Source organism: Dawidia soli, assembly GCF_018598185.1.
Taxonomy (GTDB): Bacteria; Bacteroidota; Bacteroidia; order Cytophagales; family Cyclobacteriaceae; genus Ohtaekwangia; species Ohtaekwangia soli.
The window spans coordinates 65368-84244 of the sequence record NZ_JAHESC010000008.1 but is presented as its reverse complement, the minus strand read 5'-3'; the positions used below and the strand labels follow the sequence as shown (position 1 = coordinate 84244).

Here is an 18877-nt window from a genome sequence, read left to right as displayed (position 1 = left end):
TTCGCATGAGATCAACGTTTACAGGTATATTTATTTTTGTGTTGGTATGGTCTGTCCGGGGACAATATATTCCCAACAGCGGGCAGATGTTCCAGTTCGCCCCGGTGTACAACCCTGCGTTCAGCGGGGTGGAGGATTTTACGGAGGTGAAATTGGGCTATCGTCAGCAAATGACGAGCTACGGCAAGAATGCGCCGAAGTTTGTGAACCTGCTGGCCAATTTCCGGCTCAAGCAGCCGTTGGATATATCGACGAACACGCTGCGCCCCAGCAATGCCAAGGCAGTATCGCGTCCGGGATTTGCGCCGGCGGGCAAACGCATGATCATCGGTGGCGGAGTGAACGTGTTCAACGAGAAGGTGGGCCTGGTGGAGCGCCTGGGCGGCGGCCTGACATATGCCATGCATTATCCGCTTTCCAAAAAGGTGCGGTTGTCGGCCGGTGTAACCGGCATGGTCGAGCAGATCAACCTGGATACCGACGGCATCTACCTGGGCAAGGAGCCCGACGTCGATCCCTTCTATGAGCACCTGATGGCCGGTTCTTCCAAACAGACGAATCTGGGTGTGCGGGGTGGCCTGTTGCTGTATGGACAAAACTTTTATGTCGGCGTTTCGTATCTGCCGATTGTCACGCATGTGCTAAAGACATCGGATGTGAATTTTTCGTCATCGTATTATCGCGCCACGGGCCAGTTCGGTCTCGCCTTGCCGGGGGGCGCGGATTTTGTATTGAAGCCGAGTGTGCTGGCGATCATGCAGATGGATAACTCTTTTTTGATCGACTACAGTGTGAAGGCGGATATTCGCGAGCGCGCGTGGGTGGGGCTGACATACCGCGATATCAAGGCGGCTGTGTTGCAGGTAGGATTCGATTTTACACCGGTGATAGGAGCCGGTTATTCGTATGAAATGTCGGTAGGCGAATTCAAACAATTTAATGACGGCAGCCACGATATTGTGCTGTCCCTGCGTATTAACAATTTTAAAGGCCAGCGTCAGTATACATGGTAAGATCCACGGTTTTCCTGATCGCTTGTTTGTCCGTGCGCGCCTTTGGCCAGGACCTGAACTTCCAGACCGTTCAAAAGCTACCGGCAACGGTAAATTCCGAGTTCGAGGAATCGATGCCGTTGCTGGCACCCGATGGTAAGACATTGTATTTTTCGCGCTTTATGCACCCGTCGAACAATGGCGGCAAATACTCCGGCACGGATGTGTGGGTCAGTACGTTTGATGCGGCGAAGCGCGGTTGGCAGAAGAGCGACAACGACAAGGTGAATTTCAACAACCGCGGCAGCCAGGCGGTGGTGGGTATATCCGCCAAGGGCGACGTGCTGTACCTGCTGAACACCTCGTCGACCAAAAAGGTCAATGGCATTTATTTTTCTAAGCTCCTGTCGTCGGGTTGGACCACCCCGGAGCTGATACCCATCGAGGGGATCGATTCGCAGGGTTTTTTCAGTCCGTATGTATCACCCGACTTTGATGTCATCATCTTTTCCATGAAGGGCACCGACAGCCGCGGGCAGGAGGACCTGTACGTAAGCACAAAAAACGCGAACGGGCAGTGGTCCAAATTAAAAAATATGGGACCTACGATCAATACGAGTGGTTTTGAGATCTCGCCGTTCTTATCGGCCGACAAAAAGCGGCTGTACTTTTCCAGCGACGGACATTCGGGCAAAGGAGACGCCGACGTGTTCTACAGCGACCGGATGTACGACAACTGGGAGATCTGGTCGGTGCCAAAGAACCTGGGCGAGCCGGTAAACTCGAAAGGATTTGATGCGTATTTTTCCCTATATGGCGATAGTGTGGCGTTTTTTGCCAGTAACCGCGATGGAAAATTCAGCGATATCTACCGATCCTCCGTTAATAAACAAAAAAGTGTGGTGCCGGGGCAACAAACTGCCACCGAAAACGCTTACCAATCTGCATCGAAGACGGATTCAGCAAAGTCCAAAGAGGTTTACCTGACGAGCGCTGAAATTCAGGCATTGTTGGGCCTGAAACTTGATACAAAGATTAAGTTTGCCCCAGGGTCTTTTCATGTGGAAGACAAATCGCGCGAATTACTGTTTTTTATCGCCAATAAGGTGGCAGCCCGGAAGGATGTTGCCCTGCGGCTGGTAGGATATTCAGACGGGACTGGATCGGAAGGATACAGTCTGGAGCTCGCGCGGATGCGTGCAACGTCGATACGTGACTTTTTCATCAGTAACGGATTGGAGTATCACACCATTGTTTCGCAAGGAAACGCAGACAGACATGCTGGTCAAACCGGGTTGGTCGAAATTTTATTTTACAAAAGATAGCTCATTTCTTAAATTGGTACTTTTATAAGGATTTTACTATGGATGTTCTGGTCATTTGGAGGCTTCTGATGCGGAGAAAATGGATTTTGATACTGGTACCGACAGTAGCTGCCTCCATCGCCTTTTACTACAAGTTTACAGCACCCCGCGAGTTCAGGTCCACCCTGAACCTGGCGACGGGATTTACCGTCAATGAACAGGTTCGGGTAAGCGACGAACGCTTCAGCTTGTACGAAGCGGATGTGAAGTTTAATAACCTGATCGAATCGATCAATTCGCCGCAAGCCATTGGATTGTTGTCGTACCGGCTCATGCTGCACGACTTGCAGGACCGGGAGCCATTCCGCAGTCCCAAGAACCCCGAAACGCTTCGCAACAAAGCATTCCTGGAGATCGCCGAAAGGATCCTGCAGAACAAGGCAGACTCCATGACGCTGCTCAACGCGAGCGATGCCGACGAGCGCCGTGTGGCAGGCTTGCTGAAGGAATTTGGCTATGATACCAAGTCCCTCCGGAAAAGCCTGGCCGTAAAGCGGGTGAACTTTACCGACTTTGTTTCCATCGACTACCTATCGGAAAATCCGAAGCTGTCGGCGTTTGCCGTGAACACGCTGGCGGACGAATTCCTGCGCTACAACCGTATTGCCAAGGACGAGCGCTCGACCGAGTCGGTCGACTTCTTCAAAGACCTGGTGACGCAGAAAAAAGAGACGCTCGACATCCTGGGCGAGAAGATGCGTCAGTACAAAGAGGCGAACAACGTATTGAACATCGAGCTGCAAAGCGCGACCAACATCGACCAGATCAGCGACCTGGAAAAGCGTCGTACGGAGGTCGAGTCAGAGATCAACCAGTATCGTCTTTCGATCCGCCGGCTCGACCGGCAGATCAACCAGCTGAGTGGTGCGGGTACGGTGGAAAACCGGGGCAGCGATAACCAAAAGATCGTGCGTCTGCGCAACGCCATCAGCGAGATGAACTCGCGTTATATTGCCAGCGGGTCTTCGAACAAGGCGTTGCTCGATTCGCTCACGGCGGCGCGTCGGCAGTACAGCGAGATGAGCGCCAATTCAAGCGCTGCGACGACGGAGCCCGGCGTGAGTCCGGCCACCAAGGTGCGTGATCTGATCGACAAGAAGGCCGAATACGAAACATCCCTGGAAGTGTCGGAAGCGAGCCTCGCTTCGATCAGCTCGAAGCTGAATGCGCTTCGGTACAATGTATCGGGCCTGACCAGCAAGGAGGCGATCCTGGCCGATATTCAACGCGAGATCGATGTGGCCACACAAGAGTATCGCGAAGCGCAGGAGAAATATAACCTGGCCCAGAATACGGCCAATGCCGGTAACCCGCTGCGTGTGATCCTGCGCGGTCTGCCGCCGGCCGAACATGAGCCTTCCAAGACGATCGTCGTGACGCTGCTGGCGGGTGTGGCGAGCTTCTTCCTCTGCGCCTTTACGATCATCTTCCTGGAGTTTGTGGATACGCGCGTGAAGTCGCCGTTCTATTTCCAGAAATCGGTCAACATGAGTCTGGCGGGTACCCTGAACGTGATCAAGGGCAATACGGACTTTGCCTTCCTGTTCGATAAAAACATTACGGATAACAACCTGCTTACCTTCAAACAGCTGATCCGGAAGCTGCGGTTTGAGATCGAGCGTCAGAACGCCAAGGTGATCCTGGTGACCAGTATGAAGCAGGGGGAGGGAAAGACCTTTACCATTCTCGGCCTGGCGTTTTCGATGAGCCTCATTCAGAAAAAAGTATTGATCATCGATACGAACTTCAAGAACACGGCACTGACCAAGTTGCTGGTGAAATCGAAATTCAAAAAGCTGAAAGGTGCCAACGGCGTGGTGTCGGAAGGAGAAGCGAACCAGTTGCTGAGCCACGAGCCGGAAGATGACTTCAGCAAAGAGCGCGATTTTATCTCGCACACGAAATACAAAAATATACACGTGATCGGCAGCCGGGTGGACAACGATTCACCGTCGGAAATCCTTTCGGGTCGTGACTTCCTGGGCATGCTGACCGAGCTGAAGACGGTGTACGACTACATCTTCCTGGAAGGTGCTGCGATGAATGATTTCCCCGATACAAAAGAGCTGATCGGTTACGCTGATAAAGTTGTTGCCGTATTCTCTGCTGAATCGGTGGTAAAACAGCTGGATAAAGAATCCATTGGTTATCTGAATCAGTTCAACGGCAAGATCGTTGGCGCTGTTCTTAACCGCGTAGAAGTAAAAGACCTCGACCTGTAACCCCTATCAATTCCATGGATTCGCGCGAATCGATTCTCCGGCAATCAAAATTTAAACGCGTATTACAGTACATTGAAAAGTTTGGCTTCTTTACCGCCATGCGGCTGGTGCTTTCCCTGAAAATGGGGAAGGGGCAGGCCACCTTCAAGTACGGCAAGAATACATTGTATATCCGCAAAGGCACCTCAGACGTGCAGGCTTTCGAGCAGATCTTTTTGCTCGACGATTACGATATCAACGTCAAGAATGTATCGCCGCGGCTGATCGTCGATGCCGGCGCCAACGTGGGCTATGCGTCGCTGTACTTTGCCAATAGATATCCCGAGGCTACGATCGTGGCGGTAGAGCCGGAGTCGCAGAATTATCAGTTGCTTTGCAAAAACACGGCGGGTTATCCCAATATCAAGGCGGTTAAATCAGCGGTGTGGAATGAAGATACGCATCTGCGCGTAGTAGACCAGGGCCTGGGCTCATGGGGCTTTACCGTAGAATCTTGTGGTCCGAACGACCCGGGTGCCTTCAAGGCAACGTCTATCGGTACGTTGCTGAACGACACCGGCAAGAGCAGTATCGATATTCTGAAGATGGATATCGAGGGCGCGGAGAAGGAAGTTTTCACCACCAACTACCAACATTGGTTACCGAACGTGAGCGTGATGATCGTTGAGCTGCACGACCGGATCAAGGCTGGAACCTCCGAGGTTTTTTACAAGGCTATCGAAGGCCAGAATTTCTCGATCCAGGAGAAAGGGGAGAACCTGATCTTGTCGAAGGTACGTTAATCATGAATCCCCACACACGGCATGTCCACACAGGGTAAAGGATATTGGCTCAAGTCGGGAGCGTATACGATCATGCAGCGTTCGTCCATGCTTCTCTTTGGCGTGGGCAGTTTCATGATCCTGACGCGGATGCTGCCCAAAGATGAGTTTGGTACCTGGTCGCTCTTCCTCTCGATTACGACGCTTTTTGAGGTGGCCCGTAACGGTCTGATTCAAAACGCGCTGATCAAATACATCGCGTCTCACGACCGCACCGACCATCCGTCTATCACCGCGGCATCGGTATACCTCAATATCATCATTACGCTGCTCAGCCTGATCGTAGTATACTTTTTGGCAGACCTGTCGGCGATGATGTTCAAGACGGACAAGATCATACCGCTGTTTTATGGCTATATGGTGATTTCAGTCCTGTTGGCGCCGTACTCACAGTTCGAATTTTTGCAGCAGGCCAACTTTCGATTTCAAGGTATTTTTGTTTCCACCTTTATACGGCAGGGATTGTTCTTTGTCGGGGTGGCGGTGGCCTGGCTGGCAGGGTGGGAGATTACCCTGGCATACCTCATTGCGGGTCAGATCGTCTCCCTGGCCGTCGCTACTTTCGCGTCGTATTTCTTTACACGCAACTACCTGACACTCGACTATCGCTATCGATCGGAGTGGATCTGGAAGCTGTTTCACTTTGGCAAGTACGTGTTTGGTACCAACATCAGCGGCAAGATCTTTAGCAGCGTAGACCAGATCTTGCTGGGCGGCATCATCTCGACGAGCGCGGTGGCCGATTATAATCCCGCGGTGCGTATAACGATGCTGGTTGATGTACCGACCACGTCGGCGGCGCAGGTGGTGTTTCCACAGAGTGCCCGCATCGCCAGTCAAAACGACCGGAACGGCTTACGCCTGCTGTACGAAAAATCGGTGGCGGTCATTTTGCTGTTCCTGATCCCGTTTGTGATCGGCATCTTTTTGTTTCCGAAGTTAATCGTACTCTTCATTGCGGGAGAAGGATATTATAATTCGATCGAAATCCTGCAAGTAACGATTCTGTATTCGGTGCTGGTGCCGTTCACACGACAGTCGGGCACGATCTGGGACTCGATGGGCATGCCGCGGTTTAGTTTTTTATTTACGTTGGCCATCGCCATCGTAAACATTGGACTTAACTACTGGTGTATTTTGCAGTTCGGTGTGATTGGTGCGGCGTATGGCACATTTGCCAGCTACTTTATCGGCTTTGTGGCAACGCTGGTGATCATGCGCCGGATGCTGGGCGTACAGCTGTCGGAGATCCTGCGGTATGTAGGATACTATTTCCGGTATAGCATAACCCTGGTGTCTGAACGGATCAATTCAAAACGCATTAGCAAGACGCTCTAAATGATAACCGGCAAAGACTTCGTTTTTTTTGGTATGCAGTCGTGGGACACCCCGATCGGCAGCAATTGCAAGAACATTGCCATGGAGGTGGCCCGTCACAACCGGGTGCTCTATATAAACCGTGCGGCGGACCGCTACTCCCTGTGGCGTGGTGACAAGTCGCCGGAGGTGGTCAACCGTCGCCGCGTGATGCGCGGCGAGCTGCCGGTGATGGAACAGGTCTCGCCGAACTTCTGGGTATATACGCCCCCCGTTGTGCTGGACTCGGTCAACTGGGTGCGTCCGCAGGCGTTGTTCGACGCCTGGACGAAGATCAACAATCAACGCCTGGCGCGTTCGATCCAGAAGGCTATTCAGGAAGTGGGATTCAAGGATTTCTACCTTTTTAACGACAATGATTTTCTGCGGGGCCCTCATATTCAGGAAGTGTTGAGGCCGGCGGTATCGATCTACTATATACGCGACTTCCTGCTGGCACAAGACTACTTCAAGCGGCATGGCGAACGTACGGAACCGGCGCTGATGAAGCGAGCGGACCTGGTCGTGGCGAATTCCACGTACCTGGCCAACTATGCCCGTAAATACAATAAACATTCCTACTTCATCGGGCAGGGCTGTGATCTTTCGGCGTTCTCGCCGGAGGCAGGTTACGCCATCCCCGACGACATCAGTCCGATCAAGCGGCCCATTATTGGCTATGCGGGAGCGTTGCTGGAGTTCCGGCTGGACATTGCCACGATTCGCCACCTGGCGGTGAGCCGTCCCGACTGGCAGGTAGTGCTCGTGGGTCCGGAAGACGACGCCTTCCGTCGCAGTGATCTGCACGGTCTGGCCAACGTTCATTTCCTGGGCGCCAAGGCGTTTGAGCAGGTGCCGGCGTATATCAACAGCTTTGACGTCTGCATCAATCCACAGGCGCTCAACCTGAATACGGTCGGCAACTACCCGCGCAAGGTGGACGAGTACCTCGCGTTGGGCAAGCCGGTGGTGGCCACGGCCACGGAGGCCATGGAGCTCTTTGCGGAGCATTCATATCTGTGTGCAGACAAGGAAGCTTACATCGGCCAGGTCGAACGTGCCCTGACAGAAAACAATGCTGCGCGGCAACAGGCCCGCCGGGCCTTTGCGCTCGGGCATACCTGGGAAAACAACGTAGCGGAATTATATCGTGCCATCGATCTGGCTATACCCGAAGCTGTCTATGCAAAATAGTATACCCAATAACCCCAACGACAAAAAGACGGAGCTGTCGAACAACACCAAGTTGCACGCGTCGCTGGTGATTGCGTTTATCGCGACGGTCTATCTGGCCATGTTTGTAAAGATGCTGTTCCTTTAACATATGTTGCTTAAGAAGTCAGCCACCGTTCCCAAAAAGAAAGACGCCGGAAGCAGCCACCTGCGGCCGCTGATCGGCGCGGCCCTGATCTCCTGTGCCGTTGCCTGGCTCATGGGCCATCTGGACTATAAGCTCAGTTGGGCATTTGCCGCTGTGTTTGTCGGGCTGCCGTTTGTGTTCTTTGCATTTACGTTTCCGCGCTTCGGGTTGCTCACGGCCCTGGGCCTGTCGTACTTTATATTCTTTATCAAGCGCATTGTCTACAACTACGAGCTGCCGGTCGGGCTGGTGGTGGAGGTGCTCCTGATCACGTCTGCCGTGGGGGTGCTGGTGCGCTCATTCCTGCACGACGAAATGAAGCCGGGCTGGTATAAGAACAAGATCACCGTGATGGTGGTGTTGTGGATCGCATACCTGCTGTTGCAGGCGGTTAACCCCAACATGACATCGATGAGCGGCTGGCAGCTGGCGTTCCGGGGGATCATCAGTTTTATTGCCACCTATTACATCAGCTTTTACGCATTTAATTCGTTGCAGTTCGTTCGTAGCTTCACCTGGCTATGGGTGGGACTTGCCGCCTTTGCGGCGGCTTACGGGATATACCAGGAAGTGGCCGGCCTGCCGCCGTGGGATTTGAAATGGGTGACCAGCTCGCCGACGCTGTTTGCGTTGAACTTCATCCAGGGCAAGTTCCGGAAGTTCTCGATCCTGGGGAACGTGAGCGCGCAGGGGATCTTTATGGCCTACGCTGCGATCTTCTGCCTGGTCATGATGATGGGGCCGTTCAAAACGAAGATCCGCATTTACATGGCGATCTCGGCGGTGCTGATGTTATTGGCCATGGCCTTTTCGGGAACCCGTACAGCGTATGCACAGGTGCCTGCGGGCATCGCGTTGTATGTGCTGATGACGATCAACAACCGGCGCACGCTCATGCTGGCGATGGGCGCCATGGCAGTGTTTATCTTTATTCTTTTTGGACCGATCTATACGCCGCAGATCATCCGTATCCGGTCGGCGTTCTTTCCGAGCGAAGACTCGTCGATGCAGGTGCGTGACAAGAACCGGAGCCGGATCCAGCCCTATATCTGGACGCACCCCATCGGGGGTGGGATCGGCACCAGCGGCGAGCACGGCCGCGAGCACGCGCCGAACCACGAGCTGGCCGGCTTCCCGCCGGACAGCGGCTACCTGGAAGTGGCCGTGGAGATGGGCTGGCTGGGGCTGCTGCTGAACCTGTCCGTCAAGTTTGTGATCTTGTTCACGGGGGTGCATTTCTTTTATCGGTGCAAGGATCCGGAAGTGAAGATCCTGTACGCGGCCTATATCTGCAGTTTCTTCTCGATCACGGTGGCGCACTTTGCGCAGGTGGCGACGGGGCAGCTTCCCAACGGAATGATCTACAATTGCACCTACGTGATCCTGATTAAACTTATTGAATTTGATCGGTCAGATCAATCTTCTTCCTATTTTAGCAGTTAAATTAAAATGTTTATAGTATGGTAAAACGATTATTACTCGCAGGGATAATTATAGCGCAGACCGGTGCTGCGTGCTTCGCGCAGGGACAACCACAAAGCACCGTGGATTACAATAAGATCATCGTTCCGGGGTCGAGCGCGAGTCTGAACGCAGAAGAGCGGCTGGTGCAGATCGCCTGGCGCAACTATCCGGACAACGAAGCGCTGTGGCATGAGCTGAAGATGGCCAAGGCCGACGTGAACATTACGCGCTGGGCTTGGTTCGATCAAATCTTCCTGCAAGGCAACTTAAACGAGTTTACCATCGAGCCCGATAAAGCGCCCCCCGGCGGTAACTTCTTCCCCAAGTATAACGTGGGGGCCACGATGCCGATCGGTAAGTTTATCAGCATTCCCAACAACAAGCGCAAAGCCAAAGAGGCGTACCGCATCAAGGAGCTTGATATCAACAAGCAGAAGCTGATGATCCGCTCGACCATTCTGGGGTTGTATGCGCAATACAACACCATGCTGGAAATTTATAAGATCGAGAAATCCACCAGCGACGATGCAGACGGTGCCTTCCGCATCGACGAGCAGAAATTCAAGAATGGCGAGATTACGCTGGAGAAATACAACGCTTCACAGGATTATCGGGGTATCAAAAAGATCCGTGAGATCACGGCCGAGAACGACTACAAGCAAGTGAAGTACAAGTTGGAAGAATACCTGGGCATGCGCCTGGAAGATGCCCTGAACTAAGCGGGCTTCCGGTTCTTATTCATTACCGGCGACGGCAGCATTGTCTTTCCTGCGAAAGACAGTTCTGCCGTCGATTGTTTTTACCTCTTCGTATTCCCGCGTCAGGTACGGCTCCAGCAGGTTGTAAAACGTGTTATCGGTGAGCTTGCGGCTGATGATATACCGCGGCTTTTTATCCAGTATGCTGCGAATCTCCGTTGCCGGATCGATGCCGGATACATGGCGGAAGTGATCGTCCAGGAAGAACGGCGGATAGGGGAACCGCGTCGGGATCCGCGCACCGGTCAGGTAATAGATCACGGGTTGTGCGCCCGCCACGAAGATGTAGTCTCCGGGTTGCAGGTCTTGTTTTACGAGGGCGGCGATCTCGGCGGAAGCGTCGTTCCAGTAGGGGTTTCCGGCTACTTTACGGAAGTAGAGCGTCATCACAGTCTCTTCGACGACTGGCAATACCGTTGTCAGCAGGACGAACAGCGTCAGGCAGGCCACGGCGGCCCTGCGCGTTGCTTTTTGCAGGTTGTTATAAAGCGGCGCCCACACGACAAAGAAGAGGATGCACAGGGGAGGCAGCGCTTGCAGAAAATAGTGCGCGTAGAATTTTTTGGTGAGGGAAATGCTGATGAGATCCAACAGCAGCCAGGCCCACAGGGCAAGCACCGTCCACTTTTGTGCGTTGGAACGTGTACCCCGCGCGATCCAAAAGAGCGCCGCGACAGCGGAGCCCCACAGCACGAACTGGTCGCGGAATTGCAGGTAGAACTTGCCGGCAGTCTTTACGATGGAGACGTCGCCGTGTGTGCGGTGTTGAACGTTTGCGCTGAGGGTGGCGGTAATCAGGTCCTGTAAATGTCCTTGCGCATGAAAGTAGTAGAGTATCGCGGCGTTGGGCAGTACAAAGCCAAGAAGGATGAGGACGCCGATGCGCAACGTATTGCGTATTGCCGTTGCGGGTGTGGTTGTCAGAAATTGAAAGAGCGCGATGCCAAGGGCGATGGCCAGCAGGTCGAACGCCACGAGGTATTTGATCTGAAAAGCAAAGCCCAGCACGCCGCCGCCGATGATAAGCCGCCACGGACGTACATGCCAGGTGCCCCGGGCGGTGTCGACGCAGGAGACCATGCACCACACGCCGGCGATCACAAAGGGGATGAAAAAGATCTCGGTGTTGGCGGCCAGCCCTTGATTGACCAGCGTGAAGACAATGTACAGCAGGCCGGGTGCGTACGCAAACGCGCCACTGGCGGGGGCCAGCCGTTGACAGATGCGGTAGAGGAAGTAGGCGGAAAAGGTAACCGCCAGTACGGAGAGTACGCGAATGCCGAGCAGCAGGTCGCCGGCGCCGAAGAATTTGCCCAGGAGAAAACACAGGTACACGCCGGGTGGCTTCTGATCCCAGATCTCCACGTACGGGATGGAGCCATGGCTCCAGGCGTCAGCGATCAGCAAATAGAGGGTCTCGTCCCAATCGATTACGGAATAAAAGAACGAATAGGCACGAAGCAACAGGGTGACCAGCAGGAACGACAGCCAGACGAGGACGTTTTTTTTCATTCAAATAATTAAAAGGTAAATCTATTGGTTTTACTCGTTAAAATTATACTACTATCTTGCGTAATTGATTTTGTCTTGGTTTTTAGTTTGGCATCAATTTAATCTTGCACATGTTTTCTTTCTGGCGCACCCTTCCTGACCGTTTGTCGCGTGTCACTTCCGGTGGTAAGTTCATTTCCGAGATCGACGGCTTCCGGTTCCTGGCCATTTTGCCCGTCGTGATAAATCATGTCAGCCAGCGTGTGGAGAGGCATGCCACGGTGGCGTTCGATCCACCGCTCAGTCAGGACCCGTTCTTCTTCTGGATGTCGCGTGGGTACGTCGGCATCTACGTGTTCTTCGTCATCAGCGGGTTTATTCTGTCGCTGCCTTTTGCTTCGCACAATCTGCTGGGCACGAAGAAAGTGCGCCTGGGTGACTACTTCGTGCGCCGCCTGACACGCCTCGAGCCGCCATACATCATCGCCATGACCATCTTTTTCATCGTGCTGCTCCTCCAGCACGTGCCGTGGTCGGATCTGTTCCCACGCTATCTTCACAGCCTGACATACACGCACAACCTTGCGTATCTGCGCTGGTCCAAGATCAACCCGGTTGCCTGGACGCTCGAAGTAGAAGTACAATTTTATATCATGGCCCCCTTCCTGGCCATGGCGTTCTTCCGCATACGCGACCGGTGGATCCGCCGGTGCACGCTTATGGCAGCGATCATCCTGCTGGTGTGTATCCAGCAATTTTTCGGATGGTGGGATTATCCCTGGTCGTTCTTTATTTTGGGACACCTGCATTACTTCATGGTTGGCTTTGTGCTGGCCGACATCTACCTGCTCGATTGGAAAGCGGGAAGAAGTCCCCAACTGTTTCTGGACGTCGTCTCCGTGTTGTGTATCGTCGGGCTCTTTGTGTTTACCGACCACGATCTGGCCAGTCGCCTGGCGTATCCCGTCATTTTATTTTTCCTGTTCTACGGAGCGTTCCGGTCCGTGCATGTCATTCGAGCCTTCCGCAACCGTTGGATCGTAGCGATCGGCGGCATGTGTTATACAATCTACCTCATTCACTTGCCCATGGCCGAGGGCTTTGGAAAATTAGCCGGGAAATTCCCCGTCACAAATCACTATATCGTAAACCTTCTGGTGCAACTTCCCGTATTTCTATTGCTGTTGTTTGCCGTGAGTGTCGTGTTCTTCCTGGCCATCGAAAAGCCCTGCATGAACAAAGACTGGCCCAGGCAGCTTAAAGAAAAGATCATGCAGCGTTATCGCCTTTTAAAATCGTAGGTCGTGAAGTATATCAATTTCGTTGTCGCTATCATTTTTGCGTTTATCTACTACAGCGTAAAGATCCCGCCCACGGAGAAGTTCAACCTGTGGCTCTGTACCTTTGCGATCCCGGTAGTATTCGCCATCAATATTGTGCTGTTCCTGCTGTATGCCGTCCTGCGCCGTGTTTCGGCGATCTTCTATTTGCTGCCGTTGGTGTTCAACCTGCAGTTTGTAACGGAGACCTATGGCATCAAGCGCCTGTACCGGTCGGAGACGACGTGCTCGGAAGACACGGCGGCGGCCTTTTCGTTGCTGAGCTACAACGTCGGCGGCCTGAAAAAGCCGGAGCATGCGAACATGCATATCTTCGGCGCCAGGGACGACAAGGACAGCGTTACGTTCAAGATGCGCCGGTGGATTCTCGAAAACGACTACGACGTGCAGTGTTACCAGGAGTTTTTTGACCACACCCGCAATCCCTATTTCAAGACGATCGAAGCCATTAAGAAAAAAGGCTATTACTATTTCTTTTCCAAAGATGCCGGCCCCAACGGCGACGCTGTGGGCCTGCTCACGGTATCGCGTTTTCCCATTGTCAACAAGGGAAATGTGCTGGTAAGCGACAATGGGTTTAACCGCGTGATCTATACGGATCTTAAGATCGGTCCCGATACCGTACGCGTGATCAATGTACACCTGGAATCTATGCGGATGAAAAAACACAATCCCCTCTACACGGATAACCCCGATGCACAAAAGCAGCGGGTGAAGGTGATCCTGCATAAATTAAAGGATGGGGTGTTTGAGCGCAGTAAACAGGTGGAAGAGGTATTGGCGGTTATCGATACATCGTCTTACCCGGTGATCTGTGCGGGCGATTTTAACGAGCTGCCTTATTCGTATACGTATCACTCGCTGCGTAAGAAATTGAAGAATGCGTTTGAAGAAAAGGGGCGGGGCTTTGGGTTCTCATATAATGGTAATACCCTACAGTTCTTGCGGATTGATAATCAGTTTTATTCTCCCGGAGTGGATGTCGTCGACTTTACGACGCGACAGGATGTGCCGTATTCCGATCATTTTCCGTTGGCGGGAAAGTACAATCTGTGTAAGGACAGAGATGAATAAATGTAGAGGCTGTTAGAGACCGGCGCTCTCTAAGCGCCCAACAACAATTCCAGGCAAAGCCCGTGCGTGATTGTTACGCCCCTTCAGGGCTTGAATATTCTGTGTTACGTATTACCCAGCCCTACGCTGGCGCTCCAGGCTGGGCTATTGTGTCGTGCCCTTTCAGGGCTGACCGGAATGAAGAGCAATTCAATGTCCACCGGGGATCAATTAAAAAAGCACCTGATTTGCGTATAGGCAAAGACGCAGCCCTGTAAGGGCGTAACATATCAGCCCAGGCTGAAGGCCTGGGGTAAAGGTATAGGGAAAGGCAAAGCCCTGTAAGGGCGCAACAACAAATTCCAGGCAAAGCCTGTGCGTGATTGTTACGCCCCTTCAGGGCTTGAATATTCTGTGTTACGTATTACCCAGCCCTGCGCTGGCGCTCCAGGCTGGGCTATTGTGTCGTGCCCCAGGGGGGGACCGGAATGAGAGCAATTCAATGTCCTCATGGACAATTTAAAAGCATCCGATTTTTCGCGTTGATGTGTATGTTATTACACTTATTTAATGTGGATTATATTGCTCATTATGGGGTTGTCTGCGTTGGTGCAGATGCTGCTGTAGAAGCTTTTCTCCGTACATAAACTTCGATCGTGGCATTGGTAGGTCTCCTGGGCGCCAGGAAGGTATCGACACGTTCGTAGTGCTCTTTCAGACAATCCTGGACGGCGTAGGGGTAGAAGTTGTTGAGCATGGCTACGTCTTCGAAGAGTACGACGTCGTAGTACTGTTCGCTGATCAGGTCGCAGAACAAGCTCACCTCTTTGTCGAACATCGCCACATTCAGGTGATACCAGAGGGGGCGCGGTGTTTCGAGCTCATAGCCGATCTCGTGCGCCAGCGGCGTGAGCTCGGTCATGTTGAGTACCTTGGGTTTTTCCTTGCCTTTGATCTCGGGCATCTCCATCAGGCGGTTAATGCCTTCGATCGTCGGTACGGGCATATATACACCCGAGAAGGCTTTCAGACCGGAGGATTTCCACTCGGCCATGTCGACATCGAGCGTGGTGCTGTCGGTGTTCACCATGAAGTTGTTGCGCGACACGATATTGCGGTCGGTCACTTCGGCGGTACGCGGGAAGACGCGGTCTACGATGCGTTGTACATATTTATAGTATACGCCCGACCACCAGAAGAAAAGCAGTACCACGGCCAGGCCCAGCGGCACCAGGCGGTTGAGGTTGAACGATGCCGGAACAAAGGTGATGAGATACGCAAACGCGAAGCTGTGGAAATAGATGTTATTGTCGGGGGGCGTGTAGCTTGTCACCTGGATGATCAGTGCCTGCACGAGGATGCCGCACGTCAGTAGAAAAAATGTAAACGCCTTGGAGTCCTGGAAGAAGCCCTTTATGTTGCGGAAGCTGTCGGTCTTCACAAAGCCGATAATAAGCACCAGCACCAGGTAGAATTTGGCCCATTGTGACGCGCCGAGGATCTCGTCGAGCAGGTCGTGCATGCTGACGCGTGAATAGTGCGGGGGTTGGCCGTAGTTGAACCAGTAGCCAATGCCATGCGACAGGAACGGCAGCACAAGGGCCATGGCTGTTACGGCAAAGCCAATGACAAAGACCACGACGGGAGCGAACTTACGCTGGCCGATGGCCTGGTAGCCGAGGATGGCCAGGGACAACAGCAGGGCGAGCGCACCGCCGTCTTGTTTGGTAAAGAATGACACGAATACAAAGAAGCCCCCGAGGAACGCGTAGGCATAACCCGCGCGGCGGTTTTCCGTAAAGATGCTTTTGGTGACAAAAAGCAGTCCCACCAGCTCGTAGACAAAGACGGAGTGGTTGTACCACGGCCAGAAGTTAAAGAACGAGTAGGAGAGGCAGAACAGTAGTACGCTGAGGAAACGCGGGCCGCCCAGCAGGTCGAATTGTTTCAGCAGCGACCGGAAAGCGAAGCCAGCCACCAGGTTGATGAACACCTGCGCTTTTACAAGTGAGAACATGTATGGGCCAAATATTTTAAAGAAGACCGCGGGAACAACCCAGTAGGCAAACCCCATGGGCAGGCCGAAGTCCTTGTAAGGCACCTGTCCGAGGTACAACCGATAAGCGCCTTCCCAGGAGAGGAAGATGTTCACGCGGTACGGGTACTGGAAGAACAGGGGAAACAGGGAAAAGCCCACAATTACAATGATCTCTGCAATCGAAATTTTTCGATCCGAGGGGGTCAGGAGGTTGTTCATTTGGCGGTGTGATCTGCTTTAGCGTAGGCTTTAAAATTAGTAACTAAAAAATAACTGGCAAGGTGCGAGTAAGTGTTAATCTTTGATTTTATATTGTGAGTTGAAAAAAACTGTAGAGGCTTTTAATCATGAAATATCTGCGTCTTGTGCGAGCGCATCAATGGATCAAGAATTCATTTTTGTTCTTTCCACTTTTCTTTGCGGGGGACTTGTTGAACATCCCTCAGCTGCTATCCGTGGGGTATGGCTTTCTGGCCTTTAGCCTGGTAGCGTCGTCCATCTATATCCTGAACGACTACAACGACATCGAGGCCGACCGGCAGCACCCGACGAAATCAAAGCGTCCGCTGGCCTCGGGCGAGATCAGCAAAACCACGGGGCTGGCCATCATGGTCGTCACGCTGGCGGGGGGCTTTTTCCTGGCGTACTCCATCGACATCCGGTTTTTGTATGTGACACTTATCTACTACGTGCTCAACCTGGGGTATTCCCTGGGGTTGAAGCATATTTCCATCCTCGACATTCTGATCGTGGCCAGCGGCTTCCTGCTGCGGACGGTGGCCGGTGGCGTGATCGCCCAGGTGCGGATATCCGAATGGTTGATGCTGATGGTATTCCTGCTGGCGGTCTTCCTGGCATTGGCCAAGCGCCGCGATGATATTTTGCTGGCGCAGGAATCGGGCAAGGTCATGCGCAAGGCGAGTGCCAAGTATAACATGGAGTTTGTCAACGGGGGGCTTACCATGCTGATGTCGGTGATCCTGGTGTCGTACATCATGTACACGATCTCGGACGAGGTTACCAGCCGTTTAAAAACGCATTATCTGTATGCTACCGCCATCTTTGTGATTGCGGGCCTGATGCGTTATATGCAGATCACCGTCGTGGAGAACAAGAGCGGCTCGCCGACCAAAGTGTTGTACACCGACCGGTTCCTGCAGATCACGCTGCTGGGCTGGATCGCATCGTTCTTTTCCATCATCTATCGTCATAACTTAATGTCGCTATTCGGTCTGTCGTTATAGGCGGCCGGGAACTACTATGAAAAGTGTATTGATCTTAGGCGCCGGCTCCGACGTGGGTGTGGCGCTGGCCAAAGTATTTGCCCAGCGGGGCGCTGCCGTTACCCTGGCGGGACGCGATATTCCCTACCTGGACACCATCGCCGCCGACCTGCGCATACGCTATACCGGCGTGTCGGTGTATGTACAGTCGTTTGACGCTGTCGCATATGATACCCACACGGCATTTTATGCCGGGCTGCCGCAGGCCGCCGATGTTACGATCTGCGTATTCGGCTACCTGGGCGACCAGGAGAAAGCCCAGCAGGATTTTGCCGAGAGCCGCAAGATCATCGAGTCCAACTATCTAGGCGCGGTATCCATACTGAACGTCGTGGCCGAAGACTATCAACGCAAGGGCCACGGCGTGATCGTGGGCGTAAGCTCGGTGGCGGGCGATCGGGGGCGGCAAAGCAACTATGTATACGGCAGTGCCAAGGCGGGCTTTACGGCGTATCTTTCCGGGCTGCGAAACCGCCTGGTGAAAAACAATGTTCACGTGATGACGCTCAAGCCCGGGTTTATCAAAACCAAAATGGTGGCCGGGCTGAACACCCCGCCGGCGCTCACGGCCTTGCCCGACAAGCTGGCGGCGTATGTGTACAAGGCCATCGGCAAGAAACGCAACGTAGTGTATTATCTGCCGTTGTGGCGGTATATCATGACCATTATCGTGCTCATACCCGAAGCCATCTTTAAAAAACTCAAGCTGTAACCCGTATGGCGACTGCAAGCGGCGAAAAGGTATTGGTGCTGTTCGACCTGGATGGCACGCTGACCACGAAGGATACCTTCCTGGAGTTTATCAAATTCTACCACGGTACGGCCAGCTTCTATGCGGGCTTTGCGCTGCTCTCGCCGTGGCTGGTGTCGTTTAAGCTGGGACTCATTCCGAACTGGAAAGCGAAGGAGCGCGTGCTGCGTTACTTCTTTGCCGGCGAAGACGAGGCTACCTTTCGAAGCAAAGCCGAGGCGTTTGCCGACCAGGTTATTCCCACGCTGCTGCGCCCGGAGGGCGTGGCCACCTTGCGCCGGCACCAGGCAGACAATCATCATGTAGTGGTCGTGACGGCGTCGGCCGAAGATTGGGTGGGGCCCTGGTGCAAAGCCCGCAACCTCCAGATCATCGGCACCCGCCTGCAACGCGATGACCAAAAGATCACCGGCATGCTGGCCACGAAGAATTGCCACGGTGAAGAGAAAGTTTGCCGTATACGCGAAACGTTGGATCTGTCGGCGTACGACACCATCTACGCCTACGGCGACAGCAGCGGCGACAAGCCTATGCTGGCGCTGGCGCATCATCCCTTTTACAAGCCTTTCCGGGGCTGATCGGTT

At 53.3% G+C, this 18877-nt stretch carries 16 protein-coding genes; 14 read left to right on the top strand and 2 right to left on the bottom strand.

Annotation, left to right across the window (positions count from 1 at the left end; translation table 11 throughout):
• Positions 1-5 precede the first annotated feature (5 nt).
• The 9 genes from KK078_RS07545 (at position 6) to KK078_RS07505 (ending at position 10298) form a co-directional block, all read left to right on the top strand.
• A complete protein-coding gene (locus KK078_RS07545) occupies positions 6-1013 on the top strand; it encodes a PorP/SprF family type IX secretion system membrane protein (protein WP_254089641.1) in 1008 nt (335 codons plus the stop codon).
• Positions 1007-2317 (top strand): OmpA family protein, encoded by a 1311-nt coding sequence (locus KK078_RS07540; RefSeq protein ID WP_254089640.1) that lies wholly within the window; start codon positions 1007-1009, stop codon positions 2315-2317. The genes KK078_RS07545 and KK078_RS07540 overlap by 7 nt, the downstream gene beginning before the upstream one ends.
• 86 nt (positions 2318-2403) lie before the next feature.
• The gene (locus tag KK078_RS07535) at positions 2404-4578 is read left to right on the top strand and encodes a polysaccharide biosynthesis tyrosine autokinase (protein WP_254089639.1); all 2175 of its coding nucleotides are present in this window, start codon (positions 2404-2406) and stop codon (positions 4576-4578) included.
• A 14-nt stretch (positions 4579-4592) separates the two neighbouring features.
• A complete protein-coding gene (locus KK078_RS07530; protein ID WP_254089638.1) occupies positions 4593-5360 on the top strand; it encodes an FkbM family methyltransferase in 768 nt (255 codons plus the stop codon).
• Positions 5361-5381: 21 nt separating this feature from the next.
• Positions 5382-6737: a flippase gene (locus KK078_RS07525; RefSeq protein WP_254089637.1), complete on the top strand. Its 1356-nt coding sequence runs from the start codon at positions 5382-5384 to the stop codon at positions 6735-6737.
• A gap of 33 nt (positions 6738-6770) precedes the next feature.
• Positions 6771-7949 (top strand): glycosyltransferase, encoded by a 1179-nt coding sequence (locus KK078_RS07520; protein WP_254089636.1) that lies wholly within the window; start codon positions 6771-6773, stop codon positions 7947-7949.
• A complete protein-coding gene (locus KK078_RS07515) occupies positions 7939-8076 on the top strand; it encodes a hypothetical protein (protein ID WP_254089635.1) in 138 nt (45 codons plus the stop codon). Before KK078_RS07520 ends, KK078_RS07515 begins: the two co-directional genes overlap by 11 nt.
• A gap of 3 nt (positions 8077-8079) precedes the next feature.
• On the top strand, positions 8080-9558 hold the full coding sequence (locus tag KK078_RS07510; RefSeq protein ID WP_254089634.1) for an O-antigen ligase family protein: 1479 nt from the start codon (positions 8080-8082) through the stop codon (positions 9556-9558).
• 17 nt (positions 9559-9575) lie between these two features.
• On the top strand, positions 9576-10298 hold the full coding sequence (locus KK078_RS07505; RefSeq protein WP_254089633.1) for a TolC family protein: 723 nt from the start codon (positions 9576-9578) through the stop codon (positions 10296-10298).
• A gap of 15 nt (positions 10299-10313) precedes the next feature.
• On the opposite strand, the gene KK078_RS07500 is transcribed toward KK078_RS07505, so the two are convergent.
• Positions 10314-11849, bottom strand: a complete 1536-nt coding sequence (locus KK078_RS07500) for an ArnT family glycosyltransferase (protein WP_254089632.1) — start codon at positions 11847-11849, stop codon at positions 10314-10316.
• Positions 11850-11959: 110 nt separating this feature from the next.
• Here KK078_RS07500 and KK078_RS07495 point away from each other — a divergent pair, with 110 nt between their 5' ends.
• Both KK078_RS07495 and KK078_RS07490 read left to right on the top strand, forming a co-directional pair.
• Complete coding sequence (locus tag KK078_RS07495) at positions 11960-13129, top strand: acyltransferase family protein (protein WP_254089631.1); 1170 nt, start codon at positions 11960-11962, stop codon at positions 13127-13129.
• Between the two features lie 3 nt (positions 13130-13132).
• Positions 13133-14242, top strand: a complete 1110-nt coding sequence (locus KK078_RS07490) for an endonuclease/exonuclease/phosphatase family protein (RefSeq protein WP_254089630.1) — start codon at positions 13133-13135, stop codon at positions 14240-14242.
• Between the two features lie 568 nt (positions 14243-14810).
• Here KK078_RS07490 and KK078_RS07485 read toward each other — a convergent pair.
• A complete protein-coding gene (locus KK078_RS07485; protein ID WP_254089629.1) occupies positions 14811-16478 on the bottom strand; it encodes a hypothetical protein in 1668 nt (555 codons plus the stop codon).
• 128 nt (positions 16479-16606) lie between these two features.
• Here KK078_RS07485 and KK078_RS07480 point away from each other — a divergent pair, with 128 nt between their 5' ends.
• The 3 genes from KK078_RS07480 to KK078_RS07470 are packed head-to-tail and all read left to right on the top strand — an operon-like array spanning position 16607 to position 18871.
• Entirely contained in the window at positions 16607-17503 is an 897-nt protein-coding gene (locus KK078_RS07480; RefSeq protein ID WP_254089628.1) for a UbiA prenyltransferase family protein, read from the top strand.
• Between the two features lie 16 nt (positions 17504-17519).
• Entirely contained in the window at positions 17520-18254 is a 735-nt protein-coding gene (locus KK078_RS07475; RefSeq protein ID WP_254089627.1) for an SDR family oxidoreductase, read from the top strand.
• A gap of 5 nt (positions 18255-18259) precedes the next feature.
• Positions 18260-18871 (top strand): HAD-IB family hydrolase, encoded by a 612-nt coding sequence (locus KK078_RS07470; protein ID WP_254089626.1) that lies wholly within the window; start codon positions 18260-18262, stop codon positions 18869-18871.
• Positions 18872-18877: the final 6 nt, after the last annotated feature.

Excerpts from the sequence above, each read along its gene's own strand:
- KK078_RS07545 (WP_254089641.1), top strand. The coding sequence starts at position 6 with ATGAGATCAACGTTTACAGGTATATTTATTTTTGTGTTGGTATGGTCT.
- KK078_RS07540 (WP_254089640.1), top strand. The coding sequence starts at position 1,007 with ATGGTAAGATCCACGGTTTTCCTGATCGCTTGTTTGTCCGTGCGCGCC.
- KK078_RS07530 (WP_254089638.1), top strand. The coding sequence starts at position 4,593 with ATGGATTCGCGCGAATCGATTCTCCGGCAATCAAAATTTAAACGCGTA.
- KK078_RS07525 (WP_254089637.1), top strand. The coding sequence starts at position 5,382 with ATGTCCACACAGGGTAAAGGATATTGGCTCAAGTCGGGAGCGTATACG.
- KK078_RS07520 (WP_254089636.1), top strand. The coding sequence starts at position 6,771 with ATGCAGTCGTGGGACACCCCGATCGGCAGCAATTGCAAGAACATTGCC.
- KK078_RS07515 (WP_254089635.1), top strand. The coding sequence starts at position 7,939 with ATGCAAAATAGTATACCCAATAACCCCAACGACAAAAAGACGGAGCTG.
- KK078_RS07510 (WP_254089634.1), top strand. The coding sequence starts at position 8,080 with ATGTTGCTTAAGAAGTCAGCCACCGTTCCCAAAAAGAAAGACGCCGGA.
- KK078_RS07505 (WP_254089633.1), top strand. The coding sequence starts at position 9,576 with ATGGTAAAACGATTATTACTCGCAGGGATAATTATAGCGCAGACCGGT.
- KK078_RS07500 (WP_254089632.1), bottom strand. The coding sequence starts at position 11,849 with ATGAAAAAAAACGTCCTCGTCTGGCTGTCGTTCCTGCTGGTCACCCTG.
- KK078_RS07495 (WP_254089631.1), top strand. The coding sequence starts at position 11,960 with ATGTTTTCTTTCTGGCGCACCCTTCCTGACCGTTTGTCGCGTGTCACT.
- KK078_RS07485 (WP_254089629.1), bottom strand. The coding sequence starts at position 16,478 with ATGAACAACCTCCTGACCCCCTCGGATCGAAAAATTTCGATTGCAGAG.
- KK078_RS07480 (WP_254089628.1), top strand. The coding sequence starts at position 16,607 with ATGAAATATCTGCGTCTTGTGCGAGCGCATCAATGGATCAAGAATTCA.
- KK078_RS07475 (WP_254089627.1), top strand. The coding sequence starts at position 17,520 with ATGAAAAGTGTATTGATCTTAGGCGCCGGCTCCGACGTGGGTGTGGCG.
- KK078_RS07470 (WP_254089626.1), top strand. The coding sequence starts at position 18,260 with ATGGCGACTGCAAGCGGCGAAAAGGTATTGGTGCTGTTCGACCTGGAT.